General features: G+C 70.2%; 19 protein-coding genes and 1 riboswitch. Of the genes, 12 read left to right on the top strand and 7 right to left on the bottom strand.

The features are described 5' to 3' along the window. The first annotated feature begins 22 nt into the window (after positions 1-22). From WS66_RS21030 to WS66_RS21015, 4 genes are all read left to right on the top strand, one after another. Positions 23-631 (top strand): vWA domain-containing protein, encoded by a 609-nt coding sequence (locus WS66_RS21030; RefSeq protein ID WP_059606758.1) that lies wholly within the window; start codon positions 23-25, stop codon positions 629-631. A gap of 75 nt (positions 632-706) precedes the next feature. Continuing rightward, entirely contained in the window at positions 707-1,159 is a 453-nt protein-coding gene (locus WS66_RS21025; protein ID WP_059606760.1) for a YaiI/YqxD family protein, read from the top strand. A 120-nt stretch (positions 1,160-1,279) separates the two neighbouring features. After that, entirely contained in the window at positions 1,280-1,861 is a 582-nt protein-coding gene (locus WS66_RS21020; RefSeq protein WP_059606762.1) for a DUF1993 domain-containing protein, read from the top strand. Between the two features lie 36 nt (positions 1,862-1,897). Continuing rightward, positions 1,898-2,224 (top strand): low molecular weight protein tyrosine phosphatase family protein, encoded by a 327-nt coding sequence (locus WS66_RS21015; protein ID WP_059606764.1) that lies wholly within the window; start codon positions 1,898-1,900, stop codon positions 2,222-2,224. Positions 2,225-2,239: 15 nt separating this feature from the next. Here WS66_RS21015 and WS66_RS21010 read toward each other — a convergent pair whose 3' ends face one another. Continuing rightward, complete coding sequence (locus WS66_RS21010) at positions 2,240-2,668, bottom strand: NUDIX hydrolase (protein WP_059606765.1); 429 nt, start codon at positions 2,666-2,668, stop codon at positions 2,240-2,242. Positions 2,669-2,828: 160 nt separating this feature from the next. After that, positions 2,829-3,074, bottom strand: coding sequence for a hypothetical protein (locus WS66_RS21005; protein ID WP_059606767.1), 246 nt, complete (start codon positions 3,072-3,074; stop codon positions 2,829-2,831). Between the two features lie 270 nt (positions 3,075-3,344). Here WS66_RS21005 and WS66_RS21000 point away from each other — a divergent pair, with 270 nt between their 5' ends. From WS66_RS21000 to WS66_RS20985, 4 genes are all read left to right on the top strand, one after another. Beyond that, positions 3,345-4,511 (top strand): CaiB/BaiF CoA transferase family protein, encoded by a 1,167-nt coding sequence (locus WS66_RS21000; protein ID WP_059606769.1) that lies wholly within the window; start codon positions 3,345-3,347, stop codon positions 4,509-4,511. A 102-nt stretch (positions 4,512-4,613) separates the two neighbouring features. Continuing rightward, positions 4,614-5,915 (top strand): CitMHS family transporter, encoded by a 1,302-nt coding sequence (locus WS66_RS20995; RefSeq protein ID WP_059606771.1) that lies wholly within the window; start codon positions 4,614-4,616, stop codon positions 5,913-5,915. Positions 5,916-6,019: 104 nt separating this feature from the next. Then, complete coding sequence (locus tag WS66_RS20990) at positions 6,020-7,186, top strand: acyl-CoA dehydrogenase family protein (RefSeq protein WP_059606773.1); 1,167 nt, start codon at positions 6,020-6,022, stop codon at positions 7,184-7,186. Between the two features lie 53 nt (positions 7,187-7,239). Further along, positions 7,240-7,983, top strand: a complete 744-nt coding sequence (locus WS66_RS20985; protein ID WP_059606775.1) for an IclR family transcriptional regulator — start codon at positions 7,240-7,242, stop codon at positions 7,981-7,983. Between the two features lie 109 nt (positions 7,984-8,092). Here the strand turns inward: WS66_RS20985 and WS66_RS20980 are convergent, their stop codons facing one another. The 5 genes from WS66_RS20980 to cobG all read right to left on the bottom strand — a co-directional run bounded on the left by WS66_RS20980 (position 8,093) and on the right by cobG (position 14,172). Continuing rightward, on the bottom strand, positions 8,093-9,448 hold the full coding sequence (locus tag WS66_RS20980; RefSeq protein WP_059606777.1) for a chitinase: 1,356 nt from the start codon (positions 9,446-9,448) through the stop codon (positions 8,093-8,095). A 252-nt stretch (positions 9,449-9,700) separates the two neighbouring features. After that, positions 9,701-11,425: a precorrin-3B C(17)-methyltransferase gene (gene cobJ / locus WS66_RS20975; protein ID WP_059606779.1), complete on the bottom strand. Its 1,725-nt coding sequence runs from the start codon at positions 11,423-11,425 to the stop codon at positions 9,701-9,703. Beyond that, a complete protein-coding gene (locus WS66_RS20970) occupies positions 11,422-12,156 on the bottom strand; it encodes a precorrin-2 C(20)-methyltransferase (RefSeq protein WP_059606781.1) in 735 nt (244 codons plus the stop codon). Before WS66_RS20970 ends, cobJ begins: the two co-directional genes overlap by 4 nt. Then, positions 12,153-12,779, bottom strand: coding sequence for a precorrin-8X methylmutase (locus tag WS66_RS20965; protein WP_059606783.1), 627 nt, complete (start codon positions 12,777-12,779; stop codon positions 12,153-12,155). The genes WS66_RS20970 and WS66_RS20965 overlap by 4 nt, the downstream gene beginning before the upstream one ends. Beyond that, entirely contained in the window at positions 12,772-14,172 is a 1,401-nt protein-coding gene (gene cobG, locus WS66_RS20960) for a precorrin-3B synthase (protein WP_236872939.1), read from the bottom strand. Before cobG ends, WS66_RS20965 begins: the two co-directional genes overlap by 8 nt. Positions 14,173-14,240: 68 nt before the next feature. After that, positions 14,241-14,432, bottom strand: a riboswitch (cobalamin riboswitch). A 204-nt stretch (positions 14,433-14,636) separates the two neighbouring features. Here cobG and WS66_RS20955 point away from each other — a divergent pair. Genes WS66_RS20955 through cobM form a run of 4 tightly spaced genes read left to right on the top strand, consistent with a single transcriptional unit; the run spans position 14,637 to position 18,460 of the window. Beyond that, the gene (locus tag WS66_RS20955) at positions 14,637-15,872 is read left to right on the top strand and encodes a bifunctional cobalt-precorrin-7 (C(5))-methyltransferase/cobalt-precorrin-6B (C(15))-methyltransferase (protein ID WP_059606954.1); all 1,236 of its coding nucleotides are present in this window, start codon (positions 14,637-14,639) and stop codon (positions 15,870-15,872) included. Beyond that, positions 15,872-16,960, top strand: a complete 1,089-nt coding sequence (locus tag WS66_RS20950; RefSeq protein WP_059606787.1) for a cobalt-precorrin-5B (C(1))-methyltransferase — start codon at positions 15,872-15,874, stop codon at positions 16,958-16,960. The genes WS66_RS20955 and WS66_RS20950 overlap by 1 nt, the downstream gene beginning before the upstream one ends. After that, positions 16,957-17,688 (top strand): cobalt-precorrin-6A reductase, encoded by a 732-nt coding sequence (locus tag WS66_RS20945; protein WP_059606790.1) that lies wholly within the window; start codon positions 16,957-16,959, stop codon positions 17,686-17,688. The genes WS66_RS20950 and WS66_RS20945 overlap by 4 nt, the downstream gene beginning before the upstream one ends. A gap of 43 nt (positions 17,689-17,731) precedes the next feature. After that, on the top strand, positions 17,732-18,460 hold the full coding sequence (gene cobM, locus WS66_RS20940; RefSeq protein WP_059606792.1) for a precorrin-4 C(11)-methyltransferase: 729 nt from the start codon (positions 17,732-17,734) through the stop codon (positions 18,458-18,460). The last annotated feature ends 82 nt before the right edge of the window (positions 18,461-18,542 follow it).

Genomic DNA, 18,542 nt, shown 5'->3' with positions numbered 1-18,542 from the left:
GCAACCAGGCGCTGCCACGCGCGTGCCGGGCACGGTGCGTGCCGGCACGGCGGTTGCATGGCCGGCGACGCTCGCCGCGAAGCGCGGTGACCCGCTGCACGCCGACCATCTGCGTTTCCGCAAGCGGGCCGGCACACCGCGCGCACTCCATTGTTTCGTGCTCGACTGTTCTGCGTCGATGCTGTCGCACAATCGGCTCGCGCTCGCGAAAGGCCTGATCGTCGCGTACTTCGATCAGGCCGCGCGCGACCGCGTGGAAACCGCGCTGATCTGCTTCGGCGGCAACGGCGCCGCGCGGCGCTTCGGCCCGGCCGTGCCGCGCTGGTGGAATGCGCGCTGGCTCGAACCGGTGGACGGCGGCGGCGGCACGCCGCTTGCCGACGGCATCTCGGCCGCCGCGCAATTGCTCGCGGGCGTCGCACGGCGTACGCCGGACCGGCAGCGCTGGCTATGGGTACTGTCCGACGGCCGCACGCGCGAAACGCCGTCGAGACCGACGGCCGCCGATCACGTCGTGTTCGTCGACTTCGACGACGCGGCCGTGCGAATCGGGCAGGGCAGACGGCTCGCCGATGCATGGGACGCGCAATGGATGACGGCCGCATCACTGTGCCCCGGGCCGGCCGGCTGATCGCGTGGTCAGCCGTGCGCGGCGATCGCCGGCGCTGCGCTATGATCGCCTTTTCTCCCCACCGGAATGCCTGCCATGCAAGTACTCGTCGATGCCGACGCGTGTCCCGCCGTCATCAAGGACATGCTGTTTCGCGCCGCGCGTCGTGCCGAGATCTGCGTGACGCTGGTCGCGAACCAGTTCCTGCGCACGCCGCCGTCTCCGTTCATCAAGGCGGTGCAGGTGCCGGCCGGCTTCGACGTGGCCGATGCGCGGATCGTCGAACTCGCGCAAGCCGGCGATCTCGTCATCACCGCCGACATCCCGCTGGCAGCGGCCGTTCTCGACAAGGGCGCGCATGCGCTCGACCCGCGCGGCAACTGGTTCAGCCGCGAGAACATCGAGGAACGGCTGTCGACGCGCGCGATGATGGAACAGCTGCGCAGCGCGGGCATCGATACAGGCGGCCCGGCCCCGTTCAGCGTACGCGACGGCAAGGCGTTCGCGTCGCAATTCGATCGGTTCCTGGCACGCCACGGCAAGCCGTGACATACCGGGCGTCGATCGTGCGATACGTCACCGGTTTCGCGTCGAAACGTCGGCTACGGCAGAATACGGATTTGCCCCGACATTGATGTCGTGGCGCAAACGTCTCATCGGAGAGCATGGATGTCACCGACCCAACTTCTCGTTCCGACCTTCACCCAGATGCTGCGCGCGCAATCCGCGTGGCTCGACAAGGCCGCCGCGCACCGGCAGGCCGAGGGCAGCGCGCCCGATGCATTGCTGACGCTCAAGCTCGCGCCCGACATGTATCCGCTCGCCGCCCAGGTGAGGTTTTCGTGCTTCCAGGCAATGGAGCCGGTCTATCGTCTGCGCGGCGAACCGCTGCCGGACGCGCTGCTGGCGTTGCGGGAAGCCGGCTGGCATGCCGACGCGCAGCCCGGCACGCTGAGCGACGCGCAAGGGATCGTCGCCGGCACGATCGCATTCCTCGGGGAACTCGCGCCCGACGCACTCGACGCACTCGACGGCGGCGCCGCGCGGCCGATCGCGCTCGAAATGCCGAACGGCATCGCGTTCGACATGACGGGCGAACAGTACGCGCGCGACTGGGCGTTGCCGCAGTTCTACTTTCACGCGATCGCCGCGTACGCGATCCTGCGCCATCACGGCGTCGAGCTTGGCAAGGCCGACTACGTGCCGCACATGCTGGCCTACGTGCGGCCCGGCACGATTCCGCAGGGTTGAACGGTTGAACGGACGATCCGGCCGTCGTGCACCGGCATGACACGGGCCCTGTTCATCTGTAGCCGCAACCGGCTGCGCAGCCCCACGGCCGAGGCGGTGTTCGCCGCGTGGCCGGGCGTCGAAACCGACTCCGCGGGCCTCGCGCCCGACGCGCAGACGCGCTTGTCCGCCGAGCAACTCGAATGGGCCGAGATCGTGTTCGTGATGGAGCGTGCACACAAGACGAAGCTGTCCGCGCGATTCGGCATCCGGCTGAAGCACAAGAAGATCGTCTGCCTCGACATTCCCGACCGCTACGCGTACATGCAGCCCGAACTGGTCGCGCTGCTCGAGCGCAAGGCCGGTCCGATGCTGCGCACCTGAGTCGCGCGGGCCGGTTCAGCGCTCGCGGAGCCGCCCGTCCGCGAGCGCGGGAAAGCGGTCGAGGTGCAGCAGTTCGATGATCTTGCGGGTCGGCACGCTGGCGCGCAGCGTCTCGAGCTGTTCGACGTCGAACCACTTGCAGCGCGCAATCTCGTTGCTCGCGCGCGGCGTCAGGTGTTTCGGCACGTCGGCCACGAACACGTGATGGAGCTTCGTGAGGCCGCCGAACTGCACCGCATAGTCGAGCGCGAGCCCCTCCAGCCGCGTTTCCTCCGCCAGTTCCCGCTGCGCGGCCTCCAGCGGCGTCTCGCCGCGCCGGATCGTGCCGCCCGGCAGCGACCAGCGCGCCGCGGTGCGGGCGACCAGCAGCACGCTGCTGCGCTGGCGGCACACGATCGTGGCGCGTTCCTTGATGCTGGCGACGGTATCCGGCCCGATATTCATGTTCGGCAAAACAGGTGCTGAATCGTGGAGGAAATGTAGGTCGACCGGCGTTGCCGGCCTGTCGCCCGATCGTCGGGCACGACGGCATGCAAGCCGCCGCGCCGATCATACCGGGCGTTCGTGACAGTTCCGTGCGTTGTCGCGCGCAACGCGCATCGCATCACGCGTGCGTGTAGAGCCCCGTGCGTGCCGGTTTCCCGGACCGCCCACGACGCCGCTTGTGGATCGCACGCCGGTGCTGATGCGGTGGCGGCGTCACGTGCGGGCGCGTGGGCGCGGGCCGTGCCGTCGGCGCGGCGGCTCGCGGCTGTGATTGTCCCTCGCCAAAATGGAAGGTCTGGGTTTGCGCGCGGGCGACGCCCAGCGTCGACGCCAGCATGATGGCCGCGAGCAGCATGTGTTTCATGAAAGGTCCGCCTTTATTCAGTGAGCACCTTGCGCCAGCTTAACGAACCGCGGCTCGGCGCCGCAACCGGCCTGCGTTCGGTGTCGTCCCCACTTGCGGGCGGCCGCGTTCTTCACACGGCTGCCGGGCATATCCGGCTTGACAATAAAATTCCCGAGTGTGAATATAAATTCACACACAGGAATTATCGTTCGAGTCCGGGAACCCGTGCCGCCGCTGTCGGCCCGGCGGAACAGACGGTCCGATCAACCGGGAGCAGGAGCGAGACGCATGGCGGAGCTGGAGCAGCAGGGCGCGTTGGCGGGGTTGCGCATCATCGATCTGTCGCGGGTGCTGGGCGGCCCGTACGCGACGCAGATTCTCGCCGACCACGGCGCGGAGGTGATCAAGGTCGAACCGCCGTCGGGCGACGAGACGCGCACCTGGGGGCCGCCGTTCGACGGCGACACCGCGTCGTATTTCCTCGGCGTGAACCGCAACAAGCTCGGCATCGCGCTCGACCTGACGAAGCCGGAGGATCGCGAGCGACTGCTCGGCCTGCTCGAGCACGCCGACGCGCTGGTCGAAAACTTCAAGATCGGCACGATGGAGCGCTGGGGCCTCGGCTTCGATACGCTGCACGCACGCTTTCCGCGTCTCGTCCATTGCCGCGTGTCGGGCTTCGGCGCGGACGGCCCGCTCGGCGGGCTGCCCGGCTACGACGCGGCCGTGCAGGCACTGGCCGGGCTGATGAGCGTGAACGGCGAGGCGGGCGGGGCGCCGCTGCGCGTCGGCGTACCGATCGTCGATCTCGTCACCGGGCTGAACGCGGCGCTCGGCGTGCTGATGGCGCTGCGCGAACGCGATGCGAGCGGGCGCGGCCAATTCGTCGAATCGACGCTGTTCGACTGCGCGCTGTCGATCCTGCATCCGCATACGCCGAACTTCTTCCATTCGGGGCGGGCCCCGGTGCGCACCGGCAACGCGCATCCGAACATCACGCCTTACGACAGCTTTCCGACCGCGAGCGTCGACATCTTTCTCGCGGTCGGCAACAACGGGCAGTTCGCCGCGCTGTGCGACGTCCTCGGCACGCGCGAGTGGCCCGACGATCCGCGCTTCGTCGACAACCGCGCGCGCAGCGCGAACCGCGCCGCATTGCGCGCGCTGCTCGAAACGGCGCTGGCCGAACACGACGGCGCGGCACTGGCCGAGGCGCTGATGCGCCGCGGCGTGCCGTGCGCGCCCGTGCTCGGGTTCGACGCGGCGCTGGACCATCCGCACGTCGCGCATCGCCAGATGAAGGTCGAACTGGGTCGGCATCGCGGCATCGCGTCGCCGATCAAGCTCGGCCGCACGCCGGCCACGTACCGGCGGCCGCCGCCCGCGCTGAACGAACACGCGGCGCAGGTGTTTGCCGACGACGCACGCGACGACAACGGCCCGCGTCGCAACTGACCCGCATCGCGGCCGGCGGCGTGCGGCACCGCACGCCCGCGCCCCCTTCGCACATCACACCGCGTCGCACCGGACACGCGCCGCTGCAAGAGGAGACACATCATGCTCGCGTGGATCGGCGCGACCGCGATCGTCGCGCTGTTCGGCCTGATCATCACGAAGCGGCTGTCGCCGCTCGTCGCGCTGATCGTCGTGCCGGTGGCCGCGTCGCTCGCGGCCGGCTTCGGACTCTCGACCGGCAAGTTCATCGTGCACGGCGTGCAGAATATCGGCCCCATCGCCGGGATGTTCGTTTTTGCGATTCTTTTTTTCGGTATCCTCACCGATGCGGGGATGCTCGACCCGATCATCGCGGGCGTGCTGCGCGTGATCGGCTGCCATCCGCCGCGCATCGTGACGGGCTCGGCGCTGCTCGCGCTACTGATCCATCTGGACGGCTCGGGCGCCGTCACGTTTCTCGTCACGCTGCCCGCGATGATGCCGCTCTACACACGGCTCGGCATGGACCGGCGGATCCTCGCGTGCGTCGCGTCGATGGCGGCCGGCGTCAACTTCCTGCCGTGGGTCGGGCCGATGCTGCGCGCGTCGGCGGCCTTGCACATTCCCGGTTCGGCGATCTTCATGCCGATGATCCCGGTGCAGATCGTCGGGCTCGCGTTCGTGTTCGGCACCGCCTACGTGCTCGGCGTGCGCGAGGCGAAGCGGCTCGGGCTCGATCGCGCCGGCGCGGCATCGCTCGCGATCGCGCCGCGCGAGCTGACCGACGCCGAACGCGCGCTGCGCCGGCCCGGCCGTTTCCGGATCAACCTGGCGCTGACGCTCGTCGTGCTCGGCACGCTCGTGTCGGGCATCGTCGACCCGATGGTGATGTTCATGCTCGGCACTGTGGCCGCGCTCGTCATCAACTATCCGGACGTGCAGGCGCAGCGCGAGCGGATCGACGCGCATGCGAAGGCCGCGCTGATGATGGCGAGCGTGCTGCTCGCGGCCGGCGCGTTCACCGGGATCATGTCCGGCACCGGGATGCTCAAGGCAATGGCCGAGGTCGTCGTCGCGCACGTTCCGGTCGAGCATGCGCACCACATGCCGTTCGTGCTCGGCCTGCTGTCGATGCCGCTCAGCCTGCTGTTCGATCCCGACTCGTTCTACTTCGGCGTGCTGCCGGTGCTCGCGGAAAGCGCGAAGCTGCTCGGCGTGCCGCCGATCCAGATGGCGCAGGCCGCGCTGCTCGGCCAGATGACGACCGGTTTTCCGGTCAGTCCGCTCACGCCAGCGACGTTCCTGATCGTCGGCCTGACCGGCGTCGAGCTGGCCGAGCACCAGAAATTCACGATTCCGTTCCTGTTCGCCGCCACCGTGCTGATGGTCTTCGCCGCGGTCGCGACGGGCGTGTTTCCGTTGTGAGCGTACGCGTATCCGTCGCGCCGGCCTCCACCAAGAAGACCGCTCCGAAACCCGGCGTTGTCTCGCGCGCGGCGCGCCGCTCACGTTTTCCTGGAGGGCAATCCATGCAGTTCGACCTGACCGACGACCGGCGCGCGATCGAAAGCGCGATCGAGAAAATCTGCGAGCGCTTCGGCGACGACTACTGGCTCGAACGCGATCGCGCGGGCGGGTTTCCGTCCGACTTTCACGCGGCGCTCGCCGAGGCCGGCTGGCTCGGCATCGCGATGGACCCGGCCCACGGCGGCGCCGGGCTCGGGATGACCGAGGCTGCGCTCATGATGCGCACGATCAGCGCGTCGGGTGCCGGCCTGTCGGGCGCATCGGCTGTCCACATGAACATCTTCGGGCTGAACCCGGTGCAGGTGTTCGGCAACGACGCGCAGAAGGCGCGCTTCCTGCCGCCGCTGATCGCCGGACGCGACAAGGCCTGCTTCGCGGTGACCGAGCCCGATGCCGGACTCGACACGACGCATCTGACCACGCAGGCGCGTCGCGACGGCGACCACTACGTGCTGAGCGGCCGCAAGATCTGGATTTCGACCGCGCAGGTCGCGAACAAGATGCTGATCATCGCGCGCACGACGCCGCTCGACCAGGTCGCGAAGCCAACCGACGGCTTGAGCCTCTTCTACACCGACCTCGACCGTTCGCGCGTCGAGGTGCGCGAGATCGAGAAAATGGGCCGCAAGGCCGTCGATTCGAACATGCTGTTCATCGACAACCTGCGCGTGCCGCGCGACGACCTGATCGGCAACGAGGGCGACGGTTTCCGCTACCTGCTGCACGGGCTGAACCCCGAGCGGATCCTGATCGCCGCCGAGGCGATCGGCCTCGGTCAGGCCGCGCTGCGGCGCGCAACGCAGTATGCGTGCGAACGCGTCGTATTCGGCCGGCCGATCGGGCAGAACCAGTCGATCCAGCATCCGCTCGCGCAGGCATGGATGCAGCTCGAGGCCGCGTGGCTGATGGTGATGAAAGCCGCGACGCGCTACGACGCGGGGCAGTCGTGCGGCGCGGAGGCGAACGCCGCGAAGTACCTCGGCGCGGAAGCCGCGTTCCAGGCGTGCCAGACGGCGATCGCGACGCACGGCGGGATGGGCTATGCGAAGGAATACCACGTCGAGCGCTACCTGCGCGAGTGTATGATTCCGAGGCTCGCGCCCGTGAGTCCGCAACTGATCCTGTGCTACATCGCGGAGAAGGTGCTCGGGCTGCCGAAGTCGTACTGACGCGCGGCGGCCCGCCCGGCGCGCGATTTCCCGTTCCGAATCAAGCGCTCGTCATGGACGTCAAACTCGTTGCCCGCACGCTCGACCTGTTCGAGCTGTTCGCCGCCGAACGGCGGCCGCTGCCGCTCACCGAACTCGCGCGCCTGCTCAACGTGCCGGCGTCGAGCTGCCTGGCGATGGCGCGCACGCTCGTGAGCCGCGGCTATCTGTACGAGGTGCGCAAGCGCGGCGGCTACTATCCGACGCGACGCCTGCAGACGATCGCCGCCGCGATCGATGCGCCCGATCCCGTCGTCGACATCGTGCATCCGCATCTCGTCGCGCTGCGCGACGCGAGCCGCGAGACGGCCGTGCTCGGCAAGATCCAGGGCGCGTCGGTGACGTATCTCGACGTCGTCGAGTCCGAGCAGGCGATCCGCTACACGCGCCAGCCGGGCGAGCTGCGTCCGCTGCATGCGAACTCGATCGGCAAGGCGATCTTCGCGGAGCTCGCGAGCGACGCGCAGCAGGCGCTCGGCGCGCAGCTGTCGTTCGAACGCTTCACCGATGCGACGGTGGCCGACCTGCCGGCGCTCGTCGCGCAGACGGCACGGTTTCGCGAACTCGGCTGGGCCGAGAACCTCGGCGAGAGCGCGCCCGAGCTGTCGGCGATCGCGGTAGCGCTGACGCTCGACGGCGACTGGTACGGGCTGTCGGTGGTCGGGCCGACCGAGCGGATCCGCCAGCATCGCGACATGCATGCGGCACTGCTGGTCGACGCAAAGGCGCGGCTGCTGGTGGAGCAGGGGCGGGGCTAGCAAAAAACGCGAAGCAGGGCGGAGACGGTTTCGGCGGCCGTTCGCCGCGATGCCGGGCGGCATCCGGGAACGGCCGTGGCGCGTCACGCGCCGGTGGTGCGCCGCGGCGTCATGACTTCACCCACACGCCGCCCGCGCTCGGGTTATCGCCCTGCGTCCACCATTTCGCGCAGTATTTCGCGCCCTGGTACGTGACGCACGTGCCGCCCTGGTACGCGGTCGTTGCCGACCACACGGGCGTGCCGCCGCCGACCGGCTTCCATACCGCTGCCTGGCCGGGCACGTCGCCCTGCGTCCACCATTGCGCCTGGTACGTCGTTCCCTGGTAGGTCACCGTCGCGCCTGCCGTATAGACCTGGCCGGCCGACCAAGGCGCGCCGGGTTGCGGCGTTCCGCCATTCGAGCCGCCGCCGTAGTTCGGATCCTGCGTGACGCCCGTGCCCCACTTGCCGTCGAGTTTCCGGAAGATCGATGCGAACGCGTACGGCTGTTGCGCGATACCCGAGCAGGTCGGCGCCACATATGCGCCGTTGTTCGGGCAAGGCTGATCGCGGCCGACCGACCAGTTGCCGAAGAAACCGTAGCCGTTGCCGATCGCCGCATTCAACACGCTCTGCGCATTCGCGAGCGTGAAGGTTTCGCCCTGCACGTCGTTCATCCCGATCATCGGCGTGACGCCCACCATCTGCCACAGTTGCGCGCCCGTTTTCGGCTGGCCCGCCGACTTGAACGCCGTATCGAGCTGCGTATAGAGCGCTTGCGCGGCGCTGATCGCGGCCGCGCCCATGTCGATGTTCGCGGGGCCGTAGTCCATCGTCATCAGGTTCACCGCGTCGAACGCAACCTTGTTCGCGATTGCCGCGGTGACGACGTTCACGCCATCCTGCGTGAGCCCGGTCGGCATCGTCGGCAGCGTCAGCGTGACGTGCAGCGGCTTGCCTTTCGCCGCGAAGTCGGACTGCAGTTGCGCGACGGCCTGGAAGTTGCGGGCAACGGCAGCGCTGTCCTGCTGCGATGCGCCCTCGATGTCGAAATCGACATGCGTGAGGCCGTAGGTGTCGATCACGGTCTGATAGGCCGTCTTCAGCGCGGGGACGCTCGAGCATGCCTGCATCAGCGGTGTGCCGTTCGCGCCGCCGAACGAGACGGCAATCTCGCCGCCTTTCGCGCGATAGCTCGCGATCGACGCCGACAGCGACGCGAGCAGGTCGCCGCTCGCGCCGTTGCCGATCGGCTGCACGCCGCCCCAGGATGGCACGCAGCCGCTGCCCGCGACCACGAACGCGAGCGTAAACTGCTGGATGCCTTGCTGGACGCCGATCCGGTCGACGAGCGGCGTCGGGTAGAGCGTCACGTCGACGAAGGGCGCATAGACGCCGGCGCCGTGGGACACGCTCGCCATGGCGAGCAGGCAGCCCGCGGCGAGCGCGCGCGGGTTGAATCGCGGCAACACGTTGTTGTTCATTGTGTTCTCCAAGTGGAAGAGGGATACGCTGGCCCGCGTATCGCCGCCGGGCGGGCGATCGGGTATGCCCGCCCGGCGGCGTGCTCATCTTGGAGGATTCGTGCCGAATCGTGAATACTTAGGTGTTCTTTTCGTTATTCGATTCTCGACACGTAACGATCTTGCCGATTCGATCGCATATCGAAACGCGAGGCGGGCGATTTTTCCGCCTGGTTTCGGCCGGATGGTCAACCGCGCGTTGCGCAGCGACGCTCAACGATACCAGCGCGGCGTGTAGACCCACTCACGCCCGTCGCCGATGGCGAAACGCCGCGTCGTCGACGAGCCGACGATCACCATCGTGCGCATGTCCACCTGATCGCTGCGCAGCGCGCCGAGCGTCGTCGTCGTGAGCGTCGCGCCGGGCCGGCCGATATCGCGACCGAGCACGACGACCGTGTCGGCCGCGCGATGCGCGCGCACCGCATCGAGCGCACGGTCGAGCTGCCACGGCCGTGCACGCGAGATCGGGTTGTAGAACGCCATCACGAGATCGGCTTGCGCCGCGTGCCGCAGGCGCGTCTCGATCACGTCCCACGGCTTCAGGTTGTCCGACAGCGAGATCGCGCAGAAATCGTGGCCGAGCGGCGCGCCGGCCTGCGCGGCGGTCGCGAGGGATGCCGATACGCCGGGTTCGACGCGCAGTTCGACCGCGGCCCATCGCGGGTCGCGTGCTTCGTCGAGCGCTTCGAGCACGGCCGCGGCCATCGCGAACACACCCGGGTCACCCGACGAGACGACCGCGACGCGCCGGCCTTGGGCCGCCAGTTCGAACGCATGGCGCGCGCGCTGCATTTCCTCGCGATTGTCCGTGCCGTGGACGCGCTGGTCCGTGCGGAACGGGCCGGCCATCGTCACGTAGGTCGTATAGCCGAGGATGTCGGTGGCTTGCGCGAGCGCGGTGCGCGCGGCGGGCGTGAGCCACGCCGCATCGCCCGGGCCGAGGCCGAGCACCGTCAGGCGGCCGCGTGCACGGCCGAGCGTCGCGGGATCGACGGGTTGCGTCGCGACCGCGCACGCGAGGCCGTCGGACGTTGCGCGCAGCGTGTGCGCCACGCGCAACGTCGAACCCAGCAGGGCAGCAGCATCGGCGCATTCGTCGCCTTCGTCGCCGTCGACATCGGCGAAGCGCAACGGCACGCCCAGCGTACGTGCTGCCGCTTCGACGCACGCATCGCCGAGCAACGACGCCGGGGCGACCAATGCGGCGAGCGCCAGCCGCGCGAGTCCGTGCGTATCGAGCAGCGCGTCGATGCGCCCGGCAAGCGATGGCGACGCATCGGCCTGCACGCCGCGTGCCGCGATGCCGACCACCACGCTGCGCGGATGGATCACGAGTTCGTCGCACGCGCCGCGCCACGCATCGGGCGTCACGCGGATCGCATGCGCGGCCGCGTCGTCACGCGGCAGCGCGACGTCGTCGAGCCAGGGCGCCGCGCCGTCGATGCGCGTCGCCGCACCCGCGAGCAAATCGGACACGAAACGCTTGCCTTGCTGGAGATCGGCGAGCGCATAGCCGTCGGGCGGGTTGAGCACGCACGCGCCGAAGCGCAGCTCGCCGCTCGTCGTGATCGCGGGCGCGACGCCGAGGCATTCGGCGATTTCGCGCGCGATCACGTTGACGCCCGTCAGCCCGCCGAGCAGCGGCACGACGGCCGAACCGTCTTCCGCGACCGCGAGCACCGGCGGCTCGACACCCTTGTCGGCCAGCGCCGGCGCGACGCAACGGATCACGATGCCGGCCGCGCACAGCGCGACGATCGGCAGGCCGCGCGCGTAAAGCTCGCGCAGGTGCGCGCCGAGTTCGTCGAACGGCACGTCGGCCTCGACGCGCGACGCGAGCCCGTGCACGACTGCGCCCGGATAACGCGCCTGGATGCGCCGCGCGGTATCGAATGCGCCCGCGCCGAGAATCACGATTGCGGGCGGAGTCGTCATCCTTGCCATTTTTCCCCCGGCACGACGAGCAGCGAGAAGTACGGTGACGCCATCGGATCGACTTCGTCGAGCGGCACGATGCGCTGCGCCGCCATCGTCGCGCGCTCGACGTACAGCGCGCGCTTCGCGAGCCCCAGTTCGTCGAGCACGCGCCGCACCTTGTCGAAGTTGCGGCCGAGCTTCATCACGACGGCTGCGTCGGCCTGCGCGAGCCGCGCGCGCAATTCGTCCGCCGGCAGCACGCCGGACAGCACCGACAGGCTCTGGTTGCGATAGACGAGCGGCTGGCCGAGCACGGCCGTGCCGCCGAGCATGGCGCACACGCCGGGGATCACTTCGGTGTCGTAGCGCGGCGCGAGGCGATCGTGCAGGTACATGTACGACCCGTAGAAGAACGGATCGCCTTCGCAGATCACCGCGACGTCGCGCCCGGCGTCGAGATGCGACGCGACGATCTCGGCGGCGGTGTCGTAGAAATCGGCGATCACGGTCTCGTAGCAGAGCGGCGGCGGCAGCGCCTCGGTCGTCACCGGATAGACGAGCGGCAGTTGAGTCTGCGCTTCGAGCAGGTGCGCCTCGACGATCCCGTAGGCATTGCCTTTCTTGCCCTTCGCGACGAAATACGCGACCACCGGCGCGGCCTGCAGCACGCGCAGCGCCTTGATCGTCATCAGTTCGGGGTCGCCGGGGCCGACGCCGACCCCGAACAGGCGTCCGCGCGGGGCCGTCATTCTGCCTCCGTCGCGAGTGCGTTGACGGCGGCTGCGGCCATCGCGCTGCCGCCGCGGCGGCCGAGCAGCGCGACGTACGGCACGCCGCGGCTGTCGGCGTCGAGTGCCGCCTTGGATTCGGCGGCGCCGATGAAGCCGACCGGAAAGCCGAGGATCAACGCGGGGCGCGGCGCACCGGCGTCGATCATGTCGAGCAGGTGGAACAGCGCGGTCGGCGCATTGCCGATCACGACGACGCTGCCGGCCAGATGCGGGCGCCACAGTTCGAGCGCCGCGGCCGAGCGCGTGTTGCCGAGATGCCGCGCAAGGTCGGGGACTTCCGGTTCACCGAGCGTGCAGATCACGCGATTGCCGGCCGGCAGCCGCGCGCGCGTGATGCCTTCGGCGACCATGCGCGCGTCGCACAGGATCGGCGCGCCGGCCGTGAGCGCCGCGCGGCCCGCCGTGCCGGCGCCGGCCGAGAAGCGCAGGTCGTAGGCCACGTCGACCATCCCGCACGCGTGGATCACGCGCACTGCAAGCTTCTCGAGATCGGGCGGAATCTGCGACAGGTCGGCCTCGGCGCGGATCGTCGCGAACGACTGGCGGTAGATTTCCTGCCCGTCGCGAATATAGTCAAGCATCGGTGGTGTCCTGGCTGTGCCGCGCGCCCGTCAGTCGGTCCGCGGCCTGGTCAATCGTCAGATGGCGCGCGAGCGGGGCGCCGAGGCCCGCGGCGGCGTCGCGCCGGTAAAGGTCGTAGCGTCCGGGCGCGACCGCGACGAGGGTATGCATCGCGGGATGCGGCAGCGCGCAGTGGCGCTCGCAGCCGGTCAGGTGCACGTCGACCGGATGGCCGACGCGCGCGGCCAGCGCCAGCGCATCGTGCTTCGTATCGGCGCGCGACTTCGCGCAGCCCGCGCTGCCGGTGCAGGCGACCAGCGCCGCCAGCGGGTCGGACGTCGTGCACACGAGGCCGATCGACGCGAGCGCGTCGAGCACGGCTGGCGCGCGTTCGTGCCGCACGCCGTGCACGAACACGCCTTGCCATGGGGTCATCGACAGCGTGCCGTCGCCTTCCGCGTCGGCGAGTGCCGCAAGCTGTTCCAGTTGTGTTGCGTCGAACCGGCCAAGCACGAACTGCGCGCCGACGCTGCAGCGATTCGCATCGCGCGACGGCCTTGCACCGAAACGCAGCGCGGCGTCCGCCTGCTTGCGCCGCCAGCCGGCCAGTGCCGGATCGGCTTCGAGCGGGAAGGGCGCGTAATCCTGCGCGCGCGCGCGCAATGCGCATGCGCCGCCGGCCGCGAGCAAAGCGCGCATCCGCGTGACGTCGGCCGGTGCGAGATCGAGGAACGCGAGCAGCAGTGCGCGAACGAGCGCGACGGTCTGGTCCGGCGCGACGTCGAACGAAGCGGACGGATCACCGGGCGCGACCGGCGGGCAGCCTGCCAGGCCCGCCGCGATGCGGACCGCACCGTCGCCTCGACGCCACGCGGCGAGCCAGATGTCGTGCGGATGATCGACCGCCGCGACCGATTCGCCGCCGTCGAGCTGGATCGAGAATTTCGGCGACACCTCGCCGCGACGCGGCTCGTGCGTCAGCATGTCGAGCAACGGCAGCGCGAGAGCGCGGCTGTCGAGCAGTGCGTCGGGATCGCGCCCCGCGAGCGGGCTGAGCATCAGGTTGCGGACGTCGTCGCGCGCGGCGAGCGCGGCCCGGTCGTCGGCGGCATCGGCGGCGCTCGCGCGCGGGCCCAGGCCCGCATCGAGCAATGCGTCGGCCAGCGTATCGGCCGCGCCGTCGCGGATGCCGCGCAACTGGAGATTCGCGCGATTGGTCGCGTCGATCGCGCCGGAGCCGCAGGCGCGCGCGGCGGCGGCGATCGCACGCGCCTGCCGCGCGTCGAGCCGGCCGCCCGGCAGCTTGATCCGGCACAGCCCGCCGTCGGCGGCCGCGACGACGCGCACGAGCCCCGGGCAGGCCGACGGGCGCACGACGGGCGACGCAGAAATGGAATCGGGGGCGGAACTCAACGGGATACCGGGGCAGTGTCGGGCCGCGGCCAACGTATCGGTACACCCCGCCCGACGCCGACTGGCACGCACGCACTTTCATGCCGGCAGGTCTCCTGGCTGACAGGTCGGCGCCGGCTCCCGGCCTTCCCGGTGAAACCAGTGGCATGAGGGGGGAGATCGGCTCGCTGTCTACAGTTGCGGGGGCAGCCACAGCGGCGCGGTGCGCGCCCTGTGTTCCCTCTTCGGCCCCGAAGGGCACCGGCGAACGAACGGCCGTAGGATACCCGATTTCACCGGCGCTTCGCGACCGCCGAGCGGGCTTCGTGGCCGAAGCGAAATGCGGCCCGGCGTCGGCGGCCCCGCAGATGAAACGCGCGGTGGAACACGGTACCATGCCGACTTTCGCAATGCGGACAGCTGCACTGGCGCCATCACGGCCGCCGTGCGGCGACTCGATGGAACCGGACGATGGGGAAGGGTGCATGACGGCGTGGCTGACGGTAGTGGGCATCGGCGACGACGGCTACGCGGGGCTCGGGCGTAGCGCGCGGCGCGCGCTGCTCGAGGCGACGCAGGTCGTCGGCGCGAAGCGGCACCTCGACATGCTGCCCGCGCGGCTGCGGGCCGAACGCACCGCGTGGCCGTCGCCGTTCGACCTGTCGGGCCTGCTCGCGCGGCGCGGTTCGCCCGTCTGCGTGCTGGCGAGCGGCGACCCGATGCTGTTCGGCGTCGGCGCGACACTCGCGCGCGAACTATCTCCCGACGAATGGCGCGTGCTGCCCGCACCGTCATCGCTGTCGCTGGCGGCCGCGCGGCTCGGCTGGGCGTTGCAGGACGTCGGCGCGGTGTCGCTCGTCGGCCGGCCGCTCGCGACGCTCGCGCGCCATCTGCTGCCGGGCCGGCGCCTGTTCGTGCTGAGCGCCGACGGCCGCACGCCGGCCACGGTCGCGGCCGAACTCGCCGCGCGCGGCTTCGGTCCGACGCGCATCAGCGTGTTCGAACACGTCGGCGGGCCGCTCGAACGGCGCATCGACGGTCTCGCGCAAGACTGGAACATCGACGAAACCGCCGCGCTCAATCTCATCGCGCTCGACTGCCAGGCCGGCCCCGATGCGCCGCGCCGAGCACTCACGCCGGGCCTGCCCGACGACGCGTACCGCCACGACGGCCAGCTCACCAAGCGCGACATGCGCGCGCTGACGCTCGGACGCCTCGCGCCCGCACCCGGCGAACTGCTGTGGGACGTCGGCGCGGGTAGCGGCTCGATCGGCATCGAGTGGATGCGCGCGCATCCGTCGTGCCAGTCGATCGCGATCGAGTCGCATGCGGAGCGGCAGCGCTTCATCGAGCACAATCGCGACGCGCTCGGCGTGCCGGGCCTGCAACTCGTCGCGGGGCGCGCGCCCGCAGCGCTTGCCGGGCTTGCGACGCCCGACGCGATCTTCATCGGCGGTGGCGCGACCGCGCCCGGCGTGCTCGCCGCGTGCTGGTCGGCGCTGAAGCCCGGTGGCCGGCTCGTCGCGAACGCGGTCACGCTGCAGGGCGAGCTGGCGCTCGCCGCGTGGCGCGATATTCACGGCGGCACGCTCACGCGCGTGTCGCTCGCGCACGCCGAACCACTCGGCCGCTTCGACACGTGGCGGCAGCCGTTGCCCGTCACGCTGTACGACGTGCGCAAACCCGATTCCACGGCAACGGACCTCGCGGACCCCACGTGATGCGCGACGAAACCCCCGAACAACCGGCGCCGCTGCGCTTCGGCTATACAACCGGCAGTTGCGCGACCGCGACGTCGCTCGCGGCCGCGCGCCTGCTGCTCGCGGGGGGCGCGATCGACGCCGTCGAAATCGTGCTGCCGAAGGGGCAGCACGTGATGATGCGACTTGCGTTCTGCAGGACGACCGCAGACGGCGCGGAAGCCGGCACGATCAAGGATGCCGGCGACGATCCGGACGTCACGCACGGTGCGCTGGTCTTCGCGCGCGTCGCGCTCGCGGCGGTGCCCGGCGTGCGCTTTCACGCGGGGCCGGGTGTCGGCACCGTCACGCGCGCCGGACTCACGCTGCCGGTCGGCGAACCGGCGATCAATCCCGTGCCGCGCCAGATGATGACCACGCACCTCGACGCGCTCGCGGCCGAATTCGCCTACGCAGGCGGCTTCGACGTGACGATCGGCGTCGAGGGCGGCGAGGCGCTCGCGCTGAAGACGATGAACCCGCGTCTGGGCATCGTCGGCGGATTGTCGATCCTCGGCACGACCGGCATCGTGCGGCCGTTCTCGTGCTCGGCGTACATCGCGTCGATCCACCAGGGCATCGACGTCGCGCGCGCGAACGGGATCGCGCACATCGCCGCGTGCACCGGCAACGCGAGCGAGGATGCGATGCGCGCGCACTACGGCCTGCCCGACATGGCGCTGATCGAAATGGGCGATTTCGCCGGCGCGGTGCTCAAGCACCTGCGCCGCGCGCCGGTCGCCCGCCTGTCGATGTGCGGCGGGTTCGGCAAGCTCAGCAAGCTTGCGGCAGGCCATCTCGACCTGCACAGCCGCCATTCGAGCATCGACCTGCCACTGCTTGCGCAGTGGGCGGCCGAGGCGGGCGCGAATGCAGCGCTGCAGGCCGCGATGCGCGCGGCGAACACCAGCCAGGAAGCGCTGAAGCTCGCGCAGGCCGACGGCGTGCCGCTCGGCGACATCGTCTGCGCGCATGCGCTGCGGGTCGCGCGCGACATCGTGCCGCCGTCGGTCTCGGTCGAGATGTTCGCGATCGACCGGCAGGGCCGCTTCGTCGGGACTGCACGATGAGCGCGCGCATCCTGCTGCTCGGCGGCACGGGCGACGCGCTGAAGATCGCACGCGCGCTCGGCCCGCGGCACGTCTACAGCCTCGCGGGCCTCGGCAAGGTGCCCGACGACTTGCGCTGTGAAGTGCGCGTCGGCGGCTTCGGCGGAGCGGCTGGGCTCGCCGCGTACCTGCATGGCGCCGGCATCGGCCTCGTGATCGACGCGACGCATCCGTATGCCGCGCGAATCAGCGCGAACGCGGCGGCGGCCGCGCGCGACGCGGGCGTGCAGGTGTGGGCGCTGCGACGCGCGCCGTGGGCGCCGCAACCCGGCGACGACTGGAGGATGGTCGACGACTGGGCCGGCATCGAGGCCGCGCTCGCGCCGTTCCGGCGGCCGCTGTTCACGCTCGGCCGCGAACCGCTCGCGCATCTCGACGAGATTCCTCCGCACCAGTTCTGGCTGGTGCGCTGCCTCGATGCGCATCCCGGCAACGCGCGCGCGCAGGTCCTCGCCGCGCGCGGGCCGTTCACGCTCGACGGCGAGCGCGCGCTGTTCGCGCTCGCGGGCATCGACGTCGTCGTCAGCAAAAACAGCGGCGGCGCCGCGACCGAGGCCAAGCTCGACGTCGCGCGTGAACGCAGGCTTCCGGTCGTGATGCTGCGCCGGCCGACGCTGCCCGACGCCGATCGCGTGTTCGACTCGGCCGCCGCGCTGCTCGATGCGCTCGACCCGGCCGCGCGCGCGTGATGCCGCGCGACCGGCTGCCCCATGAATTGACGGAGATTTTTCGATGACGGTGTATTTCATCGGCGCGGGCCCCGGCGACCCGGAGCTGATCACGGTGAAGGGCCAGCGTCTCGTGCGCACGTGCCCGGTGATTCTGTACGCAGGCTCGCTCGTGCCGCCGGCCGTGCTCGACGGTCATCGCGCGGAGCAGGTCATCAATACGGCCGAGCTCGACCTCGATGCGATCGTCGCGCTGCTCGCCGATGCGCATGCGAAAGGCCAGGACGTCGCGCGCGTGCATTCGGGCGATCCGTCGCTGTACGGCGCGATCGGGGAACAGATCCGCCGGCTGAAAGCGCTCGGGATTCCGTATGAAATCGTGCCCGGCGTGACGGCCACGGCCGCGTGCGCGGCGACGCTCGGCGTCGAGCTGACGCTGCCCGGTGTCGCGCAGACGGTGATCCTCACGCGCTTCGCGGGCAAGACGACGATGCCGGAAGGCGAAGCGCTCGGCGCGCTCGCCGCGCATCGCGCGACGCTCGCGATCCATCTCGGCGTGCGGCATCTCGCGCGGATCGTCGACGAAGTGCTGCCGCATTACGGGCCCGCGTGCCCGGTCGCGGTGATCTACCGTGCGAGCTGGCCCGACGAGGAACGCGTGACCGGCACGCTGGCCGACATCGTCGGCAAGGTGCAGGGCACGCGGATCGAGCGCACCGCGCTGATCCTGATCGGGCGCGTGCTCGATGCGGAAGGGTTTGCGGATTCGACGCTGTATGCGAGCGGCAGTTGATTGCGCGCGCACGGAACGCAAGGCACTTCGCATTTCGCGGCATCGCGACGACGGCTTTTCTCGCGAGCCGGCCCGCTGATCA

This window comes from Burkholderia sp. LA-2-3-30-S1-D2 (assembly GCF_001523915.2).
In the GTDB taxonomy this organism is placed as follows: Bacteria; Pseudomonadota; Gammaproteobacteria; order Burkholderiales; family Burkholderiaceae; genus Burkholderia; species Burkholderia diffusa.
This window is presented reverse-complemented; position numbering and strand designations above follow the sequence as displayed.